This is a genomic window from Pseudomonas sp. IT-P100 (genome assembly GCF_949767185.1).
Taxonomy (GTDB): Bacteria; Pseudomonadota; Gammaproteobacteria; order Pseudomonadales; family Pseudomonadaceae; genus Aquipseudomonas; species Aquipseudomonas fluorescens_B.
Genome location: NZ_CATKQK010000006.1, coordinates 120,915 through 136,907, shown reverse-complemented (window position 1 = coordinate 136,907; position 15,993 = coordinate 120,915). Strand labels below are relative to the sequence as shown.

The following is a 15,993-nucleotide window of genomic DNA, read 5'->3' as shown; positions in this document are numbered from 1 at the left end:
GCATGGTGGGGCTCCTTTTTATTTGGGTTGTGGGGCGGGGAAGTGACTGGGCTTGTCGTACATGTCTTCGATTTCGTCAAAGGGCCGCCAGGCTTTACCGAGGTCCAAGGTGATGAGGTAGCGTTCCTGACTCGGATTTCGATAATCCTCGAAACGCCCCATTATCAGCATGGCCTGATACTTGTCGCCCGCCTGCCAATAGGATCGTCCGGAGAGAATTCCTTTACTCAAGTAGGCCCGCCACTCAGGGGTATCGGAGATTGTGGGATTGTTTCGCAGCCCTTTTGCCACCCAACCTTTTTCACGCCATTGGTCTTGCAGATCGAGAACTACCTCGAGGGCATCATCGATTAGCAGCGGTTCGACCTGCGGGGACATGCGGATACCGGAAATGACATTGTCGTCAAAATTGACAGTGAAAAAGCGCGCCGCCGGCGTGGTGAATCCGAATTGTGGATCAACAAATCGCAATCGTGCGTCGGTCATGGGAATGCCGAACCAGATGCGGTCACGGATCTCCGGACTAAAGGGAGCTGAAGAGTTTCTGAGCAGGTTTTCATACGTCCCCCCCATTTCCACGACGATTTCGGGTTCATCCCAGAGAGGTTGCGTCAGGCGGTGTATGACGGCCCACGTCAGGCCAGCCAGGACAAGAAGAAAGGCGCCGCAGCGCCAGCCGAACCAATGTGATCGAAGAGTCATTGACTACTACCGCTTGCTGCGATCTCGTTGATTGACTGCTCCAATGCATAACGGTTGTGGTCACCGAGCATCCGATCAAAGCGTGTCGCTGCCTGGAGCACGAATTCCATTCGCTGATTGATGTCGGACAAGTCCGCCAGTGGGTTGTCGCCAAAATCGACGGTGCGCCCGTCCCCGACACGCTGACACTGACTGGTAAGGGTCAACTCAATCGCCTGGGCAACGCCTGAAGGAAACCCCGTAACGTAGGAGGCGTGATTGGCACGCAGCAAAGCTACCAGTTGGCGGTCCTGGTAAATCGTTGGCTGGAGGATATTCTTCTGCTCATGCCGCGCCAAATGCTTAACACCTGCGGCAATATCTCCGTCCTCTATCGCCTCAAAACCCAGAAAAATCTCGGTGTAATCCAGCCCGAATTCGAGCTTTTCCTCCCCCACCGGCCACAGCACCGGAAACTTCGGATGCCCAAATATTCCCGCTCGTGCTCCCAAGCACTGTTTCAACTCTCTGAACCCACGCTTCGCATAAAACTCATGCAACGGATAAACATCCAGAAACAGCGTGGTATTCCCCAGCGCCATCATGTCGTGCACATGCCGGAACTGCTGCTGCACCAGCGACAAGTCCTCACCCGTTGAACGAAAATCCACAGAGGGCACAGGATTACGCGCATCCGCTTCCTTATAGCCACGCAACTCATCCGCCTGCTCGGCCATCTTGTCTGGCGTCAGCAACCCGAACTCGCTGCGGCTATCGCGCACACGCTGCCGCGCCTCGTACTCCTTGCGAATGAGGTCGATACTGTCCGCCGCATGCAGTAATCCGCAGCCGACCTGCTTGGAGGCAAATGCCGCCAGCCCGGCCCACTGAAACCTTGAATCGTGCAGCCACAGGCGAGCGTAGGCAGCGTTGATCACGCGGTTGCGCTCTACCGGGTCGGCAACCAGTACCCCACCGGGTGCGACAATCTCTTCCGCCTCGCGCTGGTAGTGTCGCCATAGGCAGGCGCAAGTAAGAATCGGCACGTCGGTAATGAGTGCCTTGCTGCCATAAAGCAGCTCCTCTTTGCATTCACAGTCAGCGATGGGGGTGCTGTTGTGGTTGAGGTGCTGCTGATCGCTGGGTTGGTCTTTGAAACACTGGGTCATGATTCGTGGATGGCATCTAAGGGTTTCCCTGACACCCTACACGCCTAAAACCCGGCTCGAATCCAGCAAGCCAAAAACCAGAACTCCCTGACAAATAACACTCGCCAAGCTTACGGACGCTTCGCACAAAATCACGAAAAGTGCCCTGAGACACCCAGCCCACGGGCCTTTCGGAATAACCTTCAGGCATTTTCAGACCAGCCAGTCAGAAACTGAATGACGTCGCTTTGCAGATTATTGACGTACGACACTCATGCAAACGAAAAGAGGTGCTAGCATAGAGCCACCAGTCGATCTCAGCATGCACCCTAACTAGTAGTCAGGATATGACCGAGCCAGAAGACCCCAGCCGTGAGCGCCTCAAGCACCACTTTGCCCAGCGGGTAATTCATCAGGCACGTCAAATTCTTGAGATCTGGCAGCGCCTGCAACGCAGCGAGTGGTCCGTCACCGATTTATCGGAACTGAGCGAGGCCAACCTGCGCCTGCAGCGTTTCGCCGAGCGTTTCGAACAACCGGAACACATCCAGCTGGCGCGCCACATCGGCCAGTCGCTGGAAGCCGTCGATGCCAATCGCGGACGCCTGAGCAGCGGCCTGATCACTGATCTCAATCGCCTGATGCAGCGCTTGTCGCGCACCGGCCTGCGACATGGCGATCAACTCGAACAAACCTTCCTGCCGCCGCTGCGCAAGCCGATCTACGTGATGCTCCAGGATCACGACCGTGCCGAGCGCCTGGCCAAGCAGCTTGAATTCTTTGGACTCAGCGCCCAATCCCTCGACAGCGTGGCGGCCTTTCGTTCGTCGATGGTCGAACGCTTGCCCGCCGCAATCGTCATGGACGTGGACTTCAGCGGTCCCGGCATCGGCCTGAAACTGGCCGCCGAAGCCCAGGTCGGTCTGGATGAACCGTTGCCACTGCTGTTTTTCAGCCTGCTCGAAACCGACACCCCGACCCGCCTCGCGGCGGTGCGTGCTGGCGGCCAGGAGTTCCTGACCGGCACCCTCGAAGCCTCGAGCCTGCTGGAAAAGATCGAAGTCCTGACCTGCGTTGCGCAATACGAACCTTATAAAGTGCTGATCATCGACGACTCCCGCGCACAGGCCTTGCATACCGAGCGTCTGCTCAACAGCGCCGGAATCGTCACGCGGACCTTGATCGAGCCGATCCAGGCCATGGCTGAACTCGCGGACTTCCAGCCCGACCTGATCATCCTCGACATGTACATGCCGACCTGCACCGGTACCGAACTGGCCAAGGTCATTCGTCACAACGACCGCTACGTCAGCGTGCCGATCATTTACCTGTCCGCCGAAGACGATCTGGACAAGCAGCTCGACGCCATGAGCGAGGGCGGCGACGACTTCCTGACCAAACCGATCAAGCCGCGCCACCTGATCACCACGGTGCGCAACCGCGCAGCGCGCGCGCGCAATCTCAAAGCGCGGATGGTCCGCGACAGCCTCACCGGGCTGTACAACCACACGCACATTCTGCAATTGCTCGAAGACTGCTCGTTTCGCGCCCGCCGCGAGAGCAAGCCTTTGAGCTTCGCGATGCTCGACATTGACCACTTCAAACGGGTCAACGACAGTCACGGCCACCCGATGGGCGACCGCGTGATCAAGAGCCTGGCGCTGTTTCTCAAGCAACGCCTGCGTAAGACTGACTTCATCGGCCGTTACGGCGGCGAAGAGTTCGCCATCGTCATGCCGGACACCGATATCGAAGCCGCCTACAACGTCCTCGATGAAATCCGTCAGCGCTTTGCGGAAATTCATTACCCCGCGCAGCCGCAGGATCTCTGGTGCACCTTCAGCGCCGGGGTGGTCGAGCTGGGCGAAGACTCCGACGGCCTGATGATGGCCAGCCAGGCGGACGAGGCCCTGTACCGTGCCAAGCACGCCGGGCGCAACCGCGTACAGGCGGCGCGGGCATCAAAGCAAAATGCCACCTTTTCATCGGAATCCACCCAGTCAGTCATAACCCTGTAACAGAAACGCAATAACTTCAGGGGCTTACCATTCTGCCGTTGGTAGTCCCGCGATGCGCCTGAAGCTGCTGACCAATCTCAACACCCTCCTTTTAGTCGCCGTGTGCGTGGCCCTCGGCGCCACGCTCTGGTGGTCGCAAAAAGCCCTGGAACGCCCGTATTTGTTGATGGAGCGTTACCTGGGGCTGTCACAGCAATTTCAAAATGAAGTGGCGCGCAACGTCGAGGATTACCTCGCCAGCGGTGACGCCTTGCGCCTGAGCAGCGCCAGCCAGGCCATAGACGCATTGCAAAAGGAGCTCGTGGAGTTGCCGCCGGCATTGGCCGACACCTTGCGCCCCAGCCTGACGAACCTGGATGAGTTCAGCAAAACCGACCTGTTGGCCGCCGGCAAACTCGCGGGAGATCCTCAGGCACTGCTGCTGCAAGCCGAACGCGAGCTCGGTGCCAGCCTCGATCAGCTCAGCCAGTACGCCAGCGATAACGCGACTTATCTGACGCCTCTGCTTAATGCATCCCAACACCTGGGCAAACTGTCGCTGGCCCGGGACAAACTGGTCAGCAGCGGTCGCAGCGAACTGGCGGCGGATGTTGAGCGTGAAGTCACCAACATCCGCGCTCAAGCAGAACGTCTGGATGCCCTGCCGCTACTCGGCGTTGCCAGTAAAAGTGAATCGGGCACCGATGATTTCGCCGCGATGATGGGCCTGGAGAACACCGAAAAAACCGTGACCGAAGATGCTGGCGTCGGGCTCAAACGCGAACTCAACAGCCTGCTAACCCGCTATCCCGCGGAGCTTGCGCGCACCCGTGAGCAGATCCAGAAACGTACCGACCTCAGCGCCGCGACTCACCTGAAAATCGCTGCGGTACAACAGACCATCGCCGGGCTGGAACCGGTGGTCCGCGCCCAGCATGGGCAGATCCAAAGCGAAGTGCGGCTGATGCAAGGCGTGATGATCGGCCTGATCCTGCTGATCGCGTTGCTCATCGACACCCTGCAACGACGCCTGGCCCGAACACTGACCAACCTCGCGCCGGCGCTTTCGACCTGGGCCGAAGGCGACTTCAGCCGGGACATTGAATTGGGCAAGACCAATCGCGAGCTGCATGACATTCAAGCCTCGCTCAACCGTCTGCGCGCCTACCTCGTCGATCTGGTCGGGACCATTCGCCTTAACGCCGAACAGGTCGCCGGCAGCAGCCGCACCCTGGCAGAATTGAGCAATGACCTGCACAGCGGCGCCGAGCATCAGGCGGGTGACACGGCGCTCATCCGTGATTCTCTCGGCGAACTGGAAGCGACCATTCAACAAGTGGCCGGTGATGCCAGCCAGGCTGCCGACGCCAGCCGCCATGCCGGGTTGGCGGTGGAACATGGGCAAAAAGTCATCGGCCTGAGCCTCACCGGGCTGCACGCACTGGTCGATGAAGTGCAAGGCAATGCACAGATGATCGAACACCTGGCCTCGGAATCGGCCACCATCGGCGGCGTGCTGACGGTGATTCGCTCGATTGCCGACCAGACCAACCTGCTGGCCTTGAACGCAGCCATTGAAGCGGCTCGCGCCGGGGAAATGGGCCGTGGTTTTGCCGTCGTGGCTGAAGAGGTTCGCTCGTTGGCGCAACGCACCGCTGGCGCCACGGCCGAGATTCAGGTCTTGATCGCCGGATTGCAAACGGCGGCGCAGCAATCGGTGCAAGGCATGCGTGCGCAGGTTGAGCATGCTGAAGCAACGGCCAATCAGGCCCAGGCCGCTGACGGCGCGCTGGATAAAATCGTCGGGGCGATCCAGACCATTTCCGACACTGCCGTACGCATCGCCGATGTCACCGCTCAGCAAAGCGGCGCGGTCAGCGAGATCCGCGATCACAGTGAGCGGATTCACCAGCTGGGTGGGGATAACCTGCTGCGCATCGGTGAGGGACGTGAGCAAGGGGAGCATTTGTTGGTGCTGGGAGGGCGGTTGCATACAGCCGTTCAAGCCTTCCGCGTCTGACCAGACTCCCTGTAGGCGCTGTCGAGTGAAACGAGGCGGCGATCTTTGATTTTGGTTTTTGGATCAACGTCAAAAGATCGCAGCCTCGTTTCACTCGACAGCGCCTACATACGCATCCGCGACGACTCCGCTATCATTCCCGCACCTCCGATACGCGAGATTGTCATGCGCCGTTTGCTTTGCCTGCTGTTTTTTGTTCTCGCCCTGCCGGCCAACGCCGCCGGGCTGCTGGAGAGTCGGCCAAGCGCCACGTTGGGCTCGATCAACAACAGCGCCGACTTCCTGCCGGTGCGCGAAGCCTTTCAGCTCAGTCTGGTCGAAAGCACGCCGCAATCGATAAAGCTGCGTTTCGTCGCCACCGAGGGTTACTACCTCTACCGCCATCGCTTTCAGTTTCGCGCCGACCCCGCCGATCTCGCACTCGGCACGGCGCAATTGCCCAAGGGTGAACAAAAGCACGATGAATATTTTGGCGATGTCGAGGTTTACCACGGGATCCTCGATATAGAACTGCCACGCACCGATCAACGCGCCTTTACGCTGGCCGTGACGTATCAGGGCTGTGCCGATAAAGGCCTGTGCTATCCGCCTGAAACCGAACGCCTGAGTATCGATGGCAGCAGCGGCGCGACCACGAGTTGGAGCTGGCGGGAGCTGGCGCTGTTCTTCCTCGCCGGCCTGGGCCTGACGTTCACCCCTTGCGTATTGCCGATGCTGCCAATCCTGTCCGGCGTGGTGTTGCGTGGCCAGGTCGGTGGCTTGCGCGGCTTCAATCTGTCTCTCGCGTATGTGCTGCCGATGGCCGCCTGTTTCGCCCTGCTCGGTGCGTTGATGGGGCTGTTCGGCGCACAGCTCAATCTTCAGGCGAGGCTGCAATCGGCGTGGGTGCTGGTGCCGTTCGCGATGTTTTTTGCCGTGTTTGCCCTGGCGATGTTCGGCGTCTTCGAACTCAAGTTGCCGCAGGCGATCAGCAGCCGACTGGACCGCATCGCCGGTCGCACCGAAGGTGGCTCGTTATGGGGTGCGGCGGTGCTGGGCGTGGTTTCCAGTCTGCTGGTTTCGCCCTGCGTCTCGGCACCGCTGGCCGGCGCGTTGCTGTACATCAGCGCCAGCGGCGATGCGCTGGGCGGCGGGCTGAAGCTGTTCATGCTCGGCCTCGGCATGGGCGCCCCGCTATTGTTGGTGGCCACCGGCGGTGCAGCCTGGCTGCCGAAAAGCGGGCCGTGGCTGGTCTACGTGAAAAACGCGATTGGCGTTTTGTTGCTGGGGCTGGCGATCGGTCTGCTCAGTCGGGTGTTGCCGGGGCAGATCACCTTGCTGCTGATCGGCTTGCTGGCCGGTGGCGTCGGCCTGTTCATGGGTGCGCTGGAGTTCGTCTACAAACCGCCGCGAAAACGTGTCGGTCAATTGCTCGGCATGTTCCTGCTGTTTTATGCGCTGGCGTGTTGGTATGGCGCCTTCAGCGGCCAGACTGATCCGCTCAATCCCATCGGCCAGCCGCGTATCGTCAATGGCAACGGGCAGCCGCAACACACCGGCAACTGGCAAACCATCACCACCCCGGCTGAACTGGATCGCGCCCTCGCGGACGCCAGATCGTCCGGCACCCCACTGCTGCTCGACTGGTACGCCGACTGGTGCATCAGCTGCAAAGTCATCGAACACGAAGTGCTCAACGACGCGAAGGTCGTCGAACGCCTCAAGGGCTATCGGCTGATCCGCTTCGACATCACTGCGAGCAACGCCGAGCAACGTGCGCTGCTCGACCGCTACAAATTGTTCGGCCCACCGGCGCTGATGTTTTTCGGCAAGGACGGTGTCGAACGCACCGAGGTGCGAGTGGTCGGCGAAATCACCGCCACGGACTTCGCCGAACGTGTCGCTAAAGCAAATGACCGGATTTAATCACCCGGTCACATATTTCGCGCAAACATCGGCCATCGTGCTGGCTATTGCATAGAACTGGACAGTCACAAAGGCTTTGCGGCATAGTCGCCGGGTTCTGACAAATGCACAGCGGATAACAAGGAACAGCAGATGGCGACCCTATTGGTTCTGCACGGCCCCAACCTGAACATGCTCGGCACCCGTGAACCGGGCACCTATGGCGCTACGACACTGGCGCAGATCAACCAGGACCTGGAACACCGTGCTCGTGAAGCCGGCCATCATTTGCTGCACCTGCAAAGCAACGCCGAGTACGAATTGATCGACCGCATCCACGCTGCCCGCAGTGAAGGTGTGGACTTCATTCTGATCAACCCAGCAGCTTTTACGCACACAAGTGTCGCATTACGTGACGCGCTGCTGGCGGTGAGCATCCCATTCATCGAAGTGCATTTGTCTAACGTGCACAAACGCGAACCTTTCCGCCATCACTCTTACTTCTCCGACGTAGCGGTGGGAGTGATCTGCGGCCTTGGCGCCAGCGGTTATCGACTGGCCCTGGAGGCCGCACTAGAGCAGCTTGAAAGACAGGCAACGGCTTGAACAACAAGCGTTAAACGCCCCTGACCGACCCTTGGGAGTTGATGATTCATGGATATCCGTAAAGTTAAGAAACTGATCGAATTGCTGGAAGAGTCCGGCATCGACGAGCTCGAGATCAAGGAAGGCGAAGAGTCCGTACGCATCAGCCGCCATAGCAAGACCCCGGCTCAGCAGTACTACGCACCGGCTCCAATGCACGCTCCGGCTCCAGCACCTGCTGCTGCTCCGGTTGCCGCCGCTGCCGCGCCTGCCGCCCCGGCCGCCCCTGTCCTGAACGGCAGCGTTGCCCGTTCGCCGATGGTCGGCACCTTCTATCGCAAGTCTTCGCCAAGCTCGCCGTCCTTCGTTGAAGTCGGCCAGACCGTGAAGAAAGGCGACACCCTGTGCATCGTCGAAGCCATGAAGATGATGAACCACATCGAAGCTGAAACCAGCGGTGTGATCGAATCCATCCTCGTCGAAGACGGCCAGCCGGTTGAGTACGACCAACCGCTGTTCACCATCGTTTGAACCGCGGAGAAACTTTGATGACTGCGAAGTTGGAAAAAGTTCTGATCGCCAACCGCGGTGAGATCGCACTGCGGATTCTGCGTGCCTGCAAAGAGATGGGCATCAAGACCGTCGCCGTTTACTCCAAGGCTGACAAAGAGCTGATGCACCTGGGCCTGGCAGACGAATCCGTCTGCATCGGTCCGGCCTCGGCCGCCCACTCTTACCTGCACATCCCGGCTATCATCGCCGCGGCTGAAGTGACTGGCGCTACCGCCATTCACCCAGGCTACGGTTTCCTTGCGGAAAACGCTGATTTCGCTGAACAGGTCGAGAACTCCGGCTTCGCCTTCATTGGCCCGAAAGCCGACACCATTCGCCTGATGGGTGACAAGGTGTCGGCCAAGCACGCGATGATCGCTGCTGGCGTTCCAACCGTTCCGGGCTCTGACGGCCCGCTGCCGGAAGACGAAGAAACCGCTCTGCGCATCGGTCGCGAAGTCGGTTATCCGGTGATCATCAAAGCCGCTGGCGGCGGTGGTGGTCGCGGCATGCGCGTCGTGCATAAAGAAGAAGACCTGATTTCCTCGGCGAAACTGACCCGCTCCGAAGCTGGCGCGGCGTTCGGCAACCCGATGGTCTACCTGGAAAAATTCCTGACCAACCCACGTCACGTGGAAGTCCAGGTACTTTCCGACGGCCAGGGCCATGCGATCCATCTGGGCGACCGCGATTGCTCGCTGCAACGTCGTCACCAGAAGGTTCTCGAAGAGGCGCCGGCACCGGGCATCGACGAGAAAGCACGGGCTGAAGTCCTCGCACGCTGCGTCAAAGCCTGCATCGACATCAACTACCGTGGCGCGGGCACCTTCGAGTTCCTGTACGAGAACGGCGCGTTCTATTTCATCGAAATGAACACCCGCGTTCAGGTTGAGCACCCGGTTTCGGAAATGGTCACCGGCATCGACATCGTCAAGGAGATGCTCAGCATCGCCGCTGGCAACAAGCTGTCGTACACCCAGGAAGACGTCGTCATCCGCGGTCACGCACTTGAATGCCGGATCAACGCCGAAGACCCGAAAACCTTCATGCCAAGCCCAGGCACGGTCAAGCATTTCCACGCCCCAGGCGGCAACGGCGTTCGCGTCGATTCGCACCTGTACAGCGGTTATGCCGTTCCGCCGAACTACGATTCGTTGATCGGCAAGCTGATCACCTACGGCGCAACCCGTGACGAAGCGCTGGCGCGCATGCGCAATGCGCTGGACGAAATCGTTGTCGACGGGATCAAGACCAACATCCCGCTGCACCGCGATCTGGTCCGCGATGAAGGCTTCTGCAAAGGTGGGATCAACATCCACTACCTGGAACACAAGCTGGCTGGCGACAAGCACTAAGCTTTAGCCCGATCAACAAAGCCGCCTTCGGGCGGCTTTGTTGTTTCTGCAGAATGCTCCACGCAAAACCATTGTGGCGAGGGAGCTTGCTCCCGCTCGGTTGCGCAGCGACCGCAAGGACCATTCAACAGGACGGTGCCAGACAGATCCGGTTGGGCCATTTTGGGACCGCTTCGCGCCCCAGCGGGAGCAAGCTCCCTCGCCACAAGTGATTTGTTAACCGCTGAACCCTGGCAACCCGGTCGTCTTCTGCGTCGCGCTCGCGTAAACTTGTGCGCTTCTCGCAGCCCGCTAGGCTGCAATCAATATTTTTCAAAGGTGCCCGCCATGCCTTGGCTGCAAGTCCGTCTCGCCATCAGCCCAGAACAAGCCGAAACCTACGAAGACGCTTTCCTTGAAGTGGGCGCCGTGTCGGTGACCTTCATGGACGCCGAAGATCAGCCGATCTTCGAACCGGAACTCAATACCACCCCGCTGTGGTCGCACACCCACCTGCTGGCCCTGTTCGAAGGTGGCACCGAAGCGGCCAGCGTACTGGCGCATCTGGAGCTGTTGACGGGCAGCCCGCTGCCCGAGCATCACAGCGAAGTCATCGAAGACCAGGACTGGGAACGCACCTGGATGGACGATTTCCAGCCAATGCGCTTCGGCCAGCGCCTGTGGATCGTTCCAAGCTGGCACGCCGCCCCTGAACCCGACGCCGTGAACATTCTGCTGGACCCGGGCCTCGCATTCGGCACCGGCACGCACCCGACCACCGCGCTGTGCCTGGAATGGCTCGACGGTCAGGACCTGAAAGACTGCAACGTGCTGGACTTCGGTTGCGGCTCGGGGATCCTGGCGATTGCCGCCCTGCTGCTGGGTGCCAAACAAGCCGTCGGCACCGACATCGACGTGCAGGCGCTGGAAGCTTCGCGCGACAACGCCGGGCGCAACAACATCGCCGAAGCGCTGTTCCCGCTGTATCTGCCTGAGGACCTGCCGCAGGTTCAGGCCGACGTACTGGTGGCCAACATTCTCGCCGGCCCGCTGGTGTCCCTGGCGCCGCAACTGTCCAGCCTGGTCAAGCCGGGTGGCCGCCTGGCACTGTCCGGCATTCTTGCCGAACAAGGCGAAGAGGTTGCCAACGCCTACGCCCGTGATTTCGATCTGGACCCGATCGCCAATCGCGATGGCTGGGTGCGCATCACTGGCCGTCGGCGCTAGAATGAGCGCCTGCATAATCCGGATCGCCGCATGACCGACAGCTTCGTCACCCAGTGCCCGCATTGCCAAACCAGCTTCCGCGTCAGCCATGCTCAATTGAGCGTGGCCCGTGGGGTGGTTCGTTGCGGCTCCTGCCTGCAGGTGTTCAATGCCGCCAAGCAGTTGCTTGAGCAGGCAGGCAAGGACGTGATCCCCCCGGTTGCTCCGGCCATCGTCGAGACCGCCGAGCCAGAACCACGGGCCATCAGCCAGAAGCAGTGGACTGCCGCTGAACTCGACCTGGACAGCCTGGACCTGGACGAAGAACTCGCCCGGCTCGAACAGCGGGAAATCCAGCCGACTACCGAGTTCGGACGCCACCGCGAAGACAGTCTGAGTGCCCGTCGGGATACCACTGAGCCCGACGAAGAGCCTTGGTCCGACAGCCTGTTCAGCGAATCGGCTGCCGATCGCGCCGAAGCGGCCGAAGCCACGATCACGCCAGAACCGACCGTCGAGCCGAGCACACCCTCGCGCACCGAGCCCTCGCTGTCTCTGGAGCCGGTGGAACTGGACGACGAGCCTCTGCCGCCGCAACTACGCCTGAACGATCCGCTCGACGCCCCGCTTCATCACGAACGCCTGTCAGCGGCCGACACCACTGACGAGTTCGACGACGACCTGCCCTCGATCGAACCCTTGCGCAAGCGTCGCGAACGCAGCGAGCCGGCGATGCGTGCCGAGGTTCTGCAAGACCTGACCGACGACCCGCTGCAACTCGATTGGCAGAAACGCCGATCCCCCTGGGGTCGACGGCTTCTCTGGTTGCTGCTGATTCTGCTCGGTGCCGGCGCGCTCGTCGGCCAGTACATCGCCTACCACTTCGATGAACTGGCGCGCCAGGATCAGTACCGTCCGTGGTTCCAGCAGTTGTGCCCGCAAATCGGCTGCACCGTGCCGTCGAAAGTCGACATCGCGAAAATCAAGAGCAGCAACCTGGTGGTGCGCAGCCATCCGGAATTCAATGGCGCACTGGTGGTCGACGCGATCATCTACAACCGCGCGCCATTCTCCCAGCCGTTCCCGCTGCTGGAATTGCGTTTTGCCGACCTCAACGGCCATCTGATCGCCAGCCGTCGCTTCAAGCCCGGCGAGTACCTCAACGGCGATCTCGAAGGCATGGCGGAAATGCCGCCGCAAACGCCGATCCACATTGCCCTGGATATCCTCGACCCAGGCGCCAAAGCCGTGAACTACAGCCTGAGCTTCCACTCGCCCGAGTGAAACGGTTCAGTGCTACGGGTTTGACGGCACATTTCTGACAGCGACCGCTCAAACCAAACTGCTGGCGATAACAGAATAACTGTTCAGATTTTGTTCAATTCAGCCTTTATCCAGTCATCGAGAGCGGGTATCATGCCAACCCTTTTTCGAACTCTCATGATCCGGCCCCACAACTGGAAAGTCCTATGTCGGCGGTACGCATCGGTCCATACACATTGCACAACGGCTTGATTCTCGCCCCCATGGCGGGTGTCACCGACCAACCCTTTCGTCAGCTGTGCAAGCGACTGGGCGCAGGACTTGTAGTCTCGGAAATGGTCACCAGCGACATGAGTTTGTGGAACACCCGCAAATCGCGCATGCGCATGATCCACGAAGGCGATCCCGAGCCACGCTCGGTACAGATCGCCGGTGGCGATGCGCAGATGCTGGCGGATGCGGCCCGGGCCAATGTCGAACTGGGTGCACAGATTATTGATATCAACATGGGGTGTCCGGCGAAGAAGGTCTGCAACAAGGCCGCCGGTTCTGCGCTGTTGAAGGATGAGGCACTGGTAACCGAGATCCTGCAGGCCGTGGTGGCTGCAGTTGATGTGCCGGTTACCCTGAAGATCCGCACCGGCTGGGACCGGGACAACAAGAACGGTCTGACGGTGGCGAAGATCGCCGAGCAGGCAGGCATCACGGCGCTGGCGGTTCATGGCCGCACCCGTGCCGATCTGTACACCGGAGAAGCCGAGTACGACACCATTGCCGCGATCAAGCAGGCGGTGTCGATTCCGGTCTTCGCCAACGGCGACATCGATTCGCCGGAGAAGGCCCGATACGTGCTCGACGCGACCGGTGCCGATGGATTGCTGGTTGGACGGGCTGCCCAGGGGCGGCCATGGATTTTTCGCGAGATCGACCATTTCCTGCGTACCGGCGAGAAACTCCCGGCGCTGGAACTGATCGAGGTGGAACGCATTCTGCTAGAGCATCTGGCTGCGCTGCACGTCTTCTATGGAGATGTCATGGGCGTACGCATTGCTCGAAAGCATGTGGGCTGGTATCTCGCAACCCTGCCGGGCGCCAGGGAGTTCCGCGCCCACTTCAATCGTTTGGAAGATACGGAAGCACAATGCGCCAACGTTCAGGGCTTCTTCGCCGAACGTTACAAGAGCCTGACAGGGGACGGAGAAGAGGTGGCCGCATGACGATGATGACCGAGACTTTAGTGAGTGGAACAACACCCGTGAGCGACAACGTGAATTTGAAACAGCACCTCAACACGCCGAGCGAAGAAGGTCAGACCCTTCGCGGGAGTGTCGAGAAGGCGCTGCACAATTATTTCGCCCACCTTGAGGGCGCTGCCGTCACGGATGTGTACAACCTGGTGCTCTCCGAAGTCGAGGCGCCCCTGCTCGAGTGCGTGATGAACTACGTCAAGGGCAACCAGACCAAGGCCAGCGAGCTGCTCGGACTGAACCGAGGCACCCTGCGCAAGAAACTCAAGCAGTACGATTTGCTGTAAGCATTCAATCAAACCAGAAAGGCGCCCGCGTAAAAACGGTCGCCTTTTTTGCTGACTCCTTTGCTTTTGATGGAAATTGAAATGACCGACCAGACTACCCGCCTGCCGATCCGCCGCGCCTTGATCAGCGTTTCCGACAAGACCGGGATCCTCGAATTCGCCAAAGAGCTTGAAGCCCTGGGCGTCGAGATCCTTTCCACCGGTGGAACGTTCAAGCTGCTGCGCGACAACGGTGTTGCCGCAGTGGAAGTCGCGGACTACACCGGTTTCGCAGAAATGATGGACGGTCGGGTGAAAACCCTGCACCCGAAAATCCACGGCGGGATCCTCGGTCGTCGCGGTATCGACGACGCGATCATGAACGAGCACGGCATCAAGCCGATCGATCTGGTTGCAGTCAACCTGTACCCGTTCGAAGCCACCATCAACAAGCCAGGCTGCGACCTGCCGACCGCCATCGAAAACATCGACATCGGCGGCCCGACCATGGTCCGCTCCGCTGCGAAAAACCATAAGGACGTGGCCATCGTGGTGAATGCCAGCGACTACGCCAGCGTCCTCGAAGGCCTCAAGGCCGGCGGCCTGACCTACGCTCAGCGTTTCGACCTGATGCTCAAGGCCTTCGAACACACCGCCGCCTATGACGGCATGATCGCCAACTACATGGGCACCGTGAACCAGGCCGCTGAAACCCTCTCGACCTCCGGTCGCAGCGAGTTCCCGCGCACCTTCAACAGCCAGTTCATCAAGGCTCAGGAAATGCGCTACGGCGAGAACCCGCACCAGAGCGCGGCGTTCTATGTGGAAGCCAAGCCTGCCGAAGTCGGCATCGCCACCGCGACCCAACTGCAAGGCAAGGAGCTGTCGTACAACAACGTGGCCGACACCGACGCCGCGCTGGAATGCGTGAAGAGCTTCGTCAAGCCGGCCTGCGTGATCGTCAAGCACGCCAACCCGTGCGGCGTTGCCGTGAGCCCCGACGCCGAGGGCGGCATTCGCCAGGCTTACGAACTGGCCTACGCCACCGACACCGAATCCGCCTTCGGCGGCATCATTGCCTTCAACCGTGAACTGGATGCCGAGACCGCCAAGGCCATCGTCGAGCGTCAGTTCGTCGAAGTGATCATTGCCCCAAGCGTCAGCGAAGAAGCCCGCGCCATCGTCGCGGCAAAAGCCAACGTGCGCCTGCTGGCCTGCGGCGAGTGGTCGGCTGACCGTGCCGCTGCGTGGGACTACAAACGCGTCAACGGTGGCCTGCTGGTGCAGAGCCGCGACATCGGCATGATCGGCGCCGATGAACTGAAAGTCGTGACCAAGCGCGCACCGACCGAACAGGAAATCCACGACCTGATCTTCGCCTGGAAAGTCGCCAAGTACGTCAAGTCCAACGCCATCGTCTACGCCAAGAATCGTCAGACCATCGGTGTCGGCGCTGGCCAGATGAGCCGCGTCAACTCTGCGCGTATCGCTGCGATCAAGGCTGAACATGCCGGTTTGCAGGTCGCCGGCTCGGTCATGGCTTCCGATGCATTCTTCCCGTTCCGCGACGGTCTGGACAATGCGGCGAAGGCCGGCGTTACCGCAGTAATCCAGCCGGGCGGCTCGATGCGTGATGCAGAAGTGATTGCAGCGGCTGATGAAGCTGGCATCGCCATGGTATTCACCGGCATGCGCCACTTCCGTCACTAAGTACACGATCCACTGTGGGAGCTGGCCTGCCAGCGATAGCATCCCCTCGGTTTAGCCGATAAACCGAGTTGCCTGCATCGCCGGCAGGCCGGCTCCCACA

General features: G+C 60.2%; 13 protein-coding genes. 11 read left to right on the top strand and 2 right to left on the bottom strand.

The features are described 5' to 3' along the window. Nucleotides 1–18: 18 nt before the first annotated feature. Both ACM6IQ_RS05410 and ACM6IQ_RS05405 read right to left on the bottom strand, forming a co-directional pair. Nucleotides 19–702, bottom strand: a complete 684-nt coding sequence (locus ACM6IQ_RS05410) for a hypothetical protein (protein WP_414878213.1) — start codon at nt 700–702, stop codon at nt 19–21. Further along, a complete protein-coding gene (locus ACM6IQ_RS05405; protein ID WP_414878212.1) occupies nt 699–1,850 on the bottom strand; it encodes a DUF2515 family protein in 1,152 nt (383 codons plus the stop codon). Before ACM6IQ_RS05405 ends, ACM6IQ_RS05410 begins: the two co-directional genes overlap by 4 nt. Nucleotides 1,851–2,176: 326 nt before the next feature. On the opposite strand from ACM6IQ_RS05405, the gene gcbA reads away from it, so the two are divergent. From gcbA to purH, 11 genes are all read left to right on the top strand, one after another. Continuing rightward, on the top strand, nt 2,177–3,847 hold the full coding sequence (gcbA, locus tag ACM6IQ_RS05400; RefSeq protein WP_017336346.1) for a diguanylate cyclase GcbA: 1,671 nt from the start codon (nt 2,177–2,179) through the stop codon (nt 3,845–3,847). Nucleotides 3,848–3,899: 52 nt separating this feature from the next. Then, complete coding sequence (locus tag ACM6IQ_RS05395) at nt 3,900–5,846, top strand: methyl-accepting chemotaxis protein (protein WP_017336345.1); 1,947 nt, start codon at nt 3,900–3,902, stop codon at nt 5,844–5,846. Between the two features lie 165 nt (nt 5,847–6,011). Next, on the top strand, nt 6,012–7,751 hold the full coding sequence (locus ACM6IQ_RS05390; protein WP_414878211.1) for a protein-disulfide reductase DsbD: 1,740 nt from the start codon (nt 6,012–6,014) through the stop codon (nt 7,749–7,751). A 132-nt stretch (nt 7,752–7,883) separates the two neighbouring features. Further along, the gene (gene aroQ, locus ACM6IQ_RS05385; protein WP_414878210.1) at nt 7,884–8,336 is read left to right on the top strand and encodes a type II 3-dehydroquinate dehydratase; all 453 of its coding nucleotides are present in this window, start codon (nt 7,884–7,886) and stop codon (nt 8,334–8,336) included. Between the two features lie 48 nt (nt 8,337–8,384). After that, nucleotides 8,385–8,846, top strand: a complete 462-nt coding sequence (gene accB, locus ACM6IQ_RS05380) for an acetyl-CoA carboxylase biotin carboxyl carrier protein (protein ID WP_017336342.1) — start codon at nt 8,385–8,387, stop codon at nt 8,844–8,846. A 17-nt stretch (nt 8,847–8,863) separates the two neighbouring features. Beyond that, entirely contained in the window at nt 8,864–10,222 is a 1,359-nt protein-coding gene (gene accC / locus ACM6IQ_RS05375; protein WP_017336341.1) for an acetyl-CoA carboxylase biotin carboxylase subunit, read from the top strand. Nucleotides 10,223–10,549: 327 nt separating this feature from the next. Beyond that, entirely contained in the window at nt 10,550–11,428 is an 879-nt protein-coding gene (gene prmA / locus ACM6IQ_RS05370) for a 50S ribosomal protein L11 methyltransferase (RefSeq protein WP_017336340.1), read from the top strand. A gap of 30 nt (nt 11,429–11,458) precedes the next feature. Then, nucleotides 11,459–12,691, top strand: a complete 1,233-nt coding sequence (locus tag ACM6IQ_RS05365; protein ID WP_414878209.1) for a DUF3426 domain-containing protein — start codon at nt 11,459–11,461, stop codon at nt 12,689–12,691. 185 nt (nt 12,692–12,876) lie between these two features. Next, entirely contained in the window at nt 12,877–13,887 is a 1,011-nt protein-coding gene (gene dusB, locus ACM6IQ_RS05360) for a tRNA dihydrouridine synthase DusB (RefSeq protein ID WP_017336338.1), read from the top strand. Next, a complete protein-coding gene (fis, locus tag ACM6IQ_RS05355; protein WP_007907419.1) occupies nt 13,884–14,204 on the top strand; it encodes a DNA-binding transcriptional regulator Fis in 321 nt (106 codons plus the stop codon). The genes dusB and fis overlap by 4 nt, the downstream gene beginning before the upstream one ends. A gap of 81 nt (nt 14,205–14,285) precedes the next feature. Then, on the top strand, nt 14,286–15,893 hold the full coding sequence (purH, locus tag ACM6IQ_RS05350) for a bifunctional phosphoribosylaminoimidazolecarboxamide formyltransferase/IMP cyclohydrolase (RefSeq protein ID WP_414878208.1): 1,608 nt from the start codon (nt 14,286–14,288) through the stop codon (nt 15,891–15,893). The last annotated feature ends 100 nt before the right edge of the window (nt 15,894–15,993 follow it).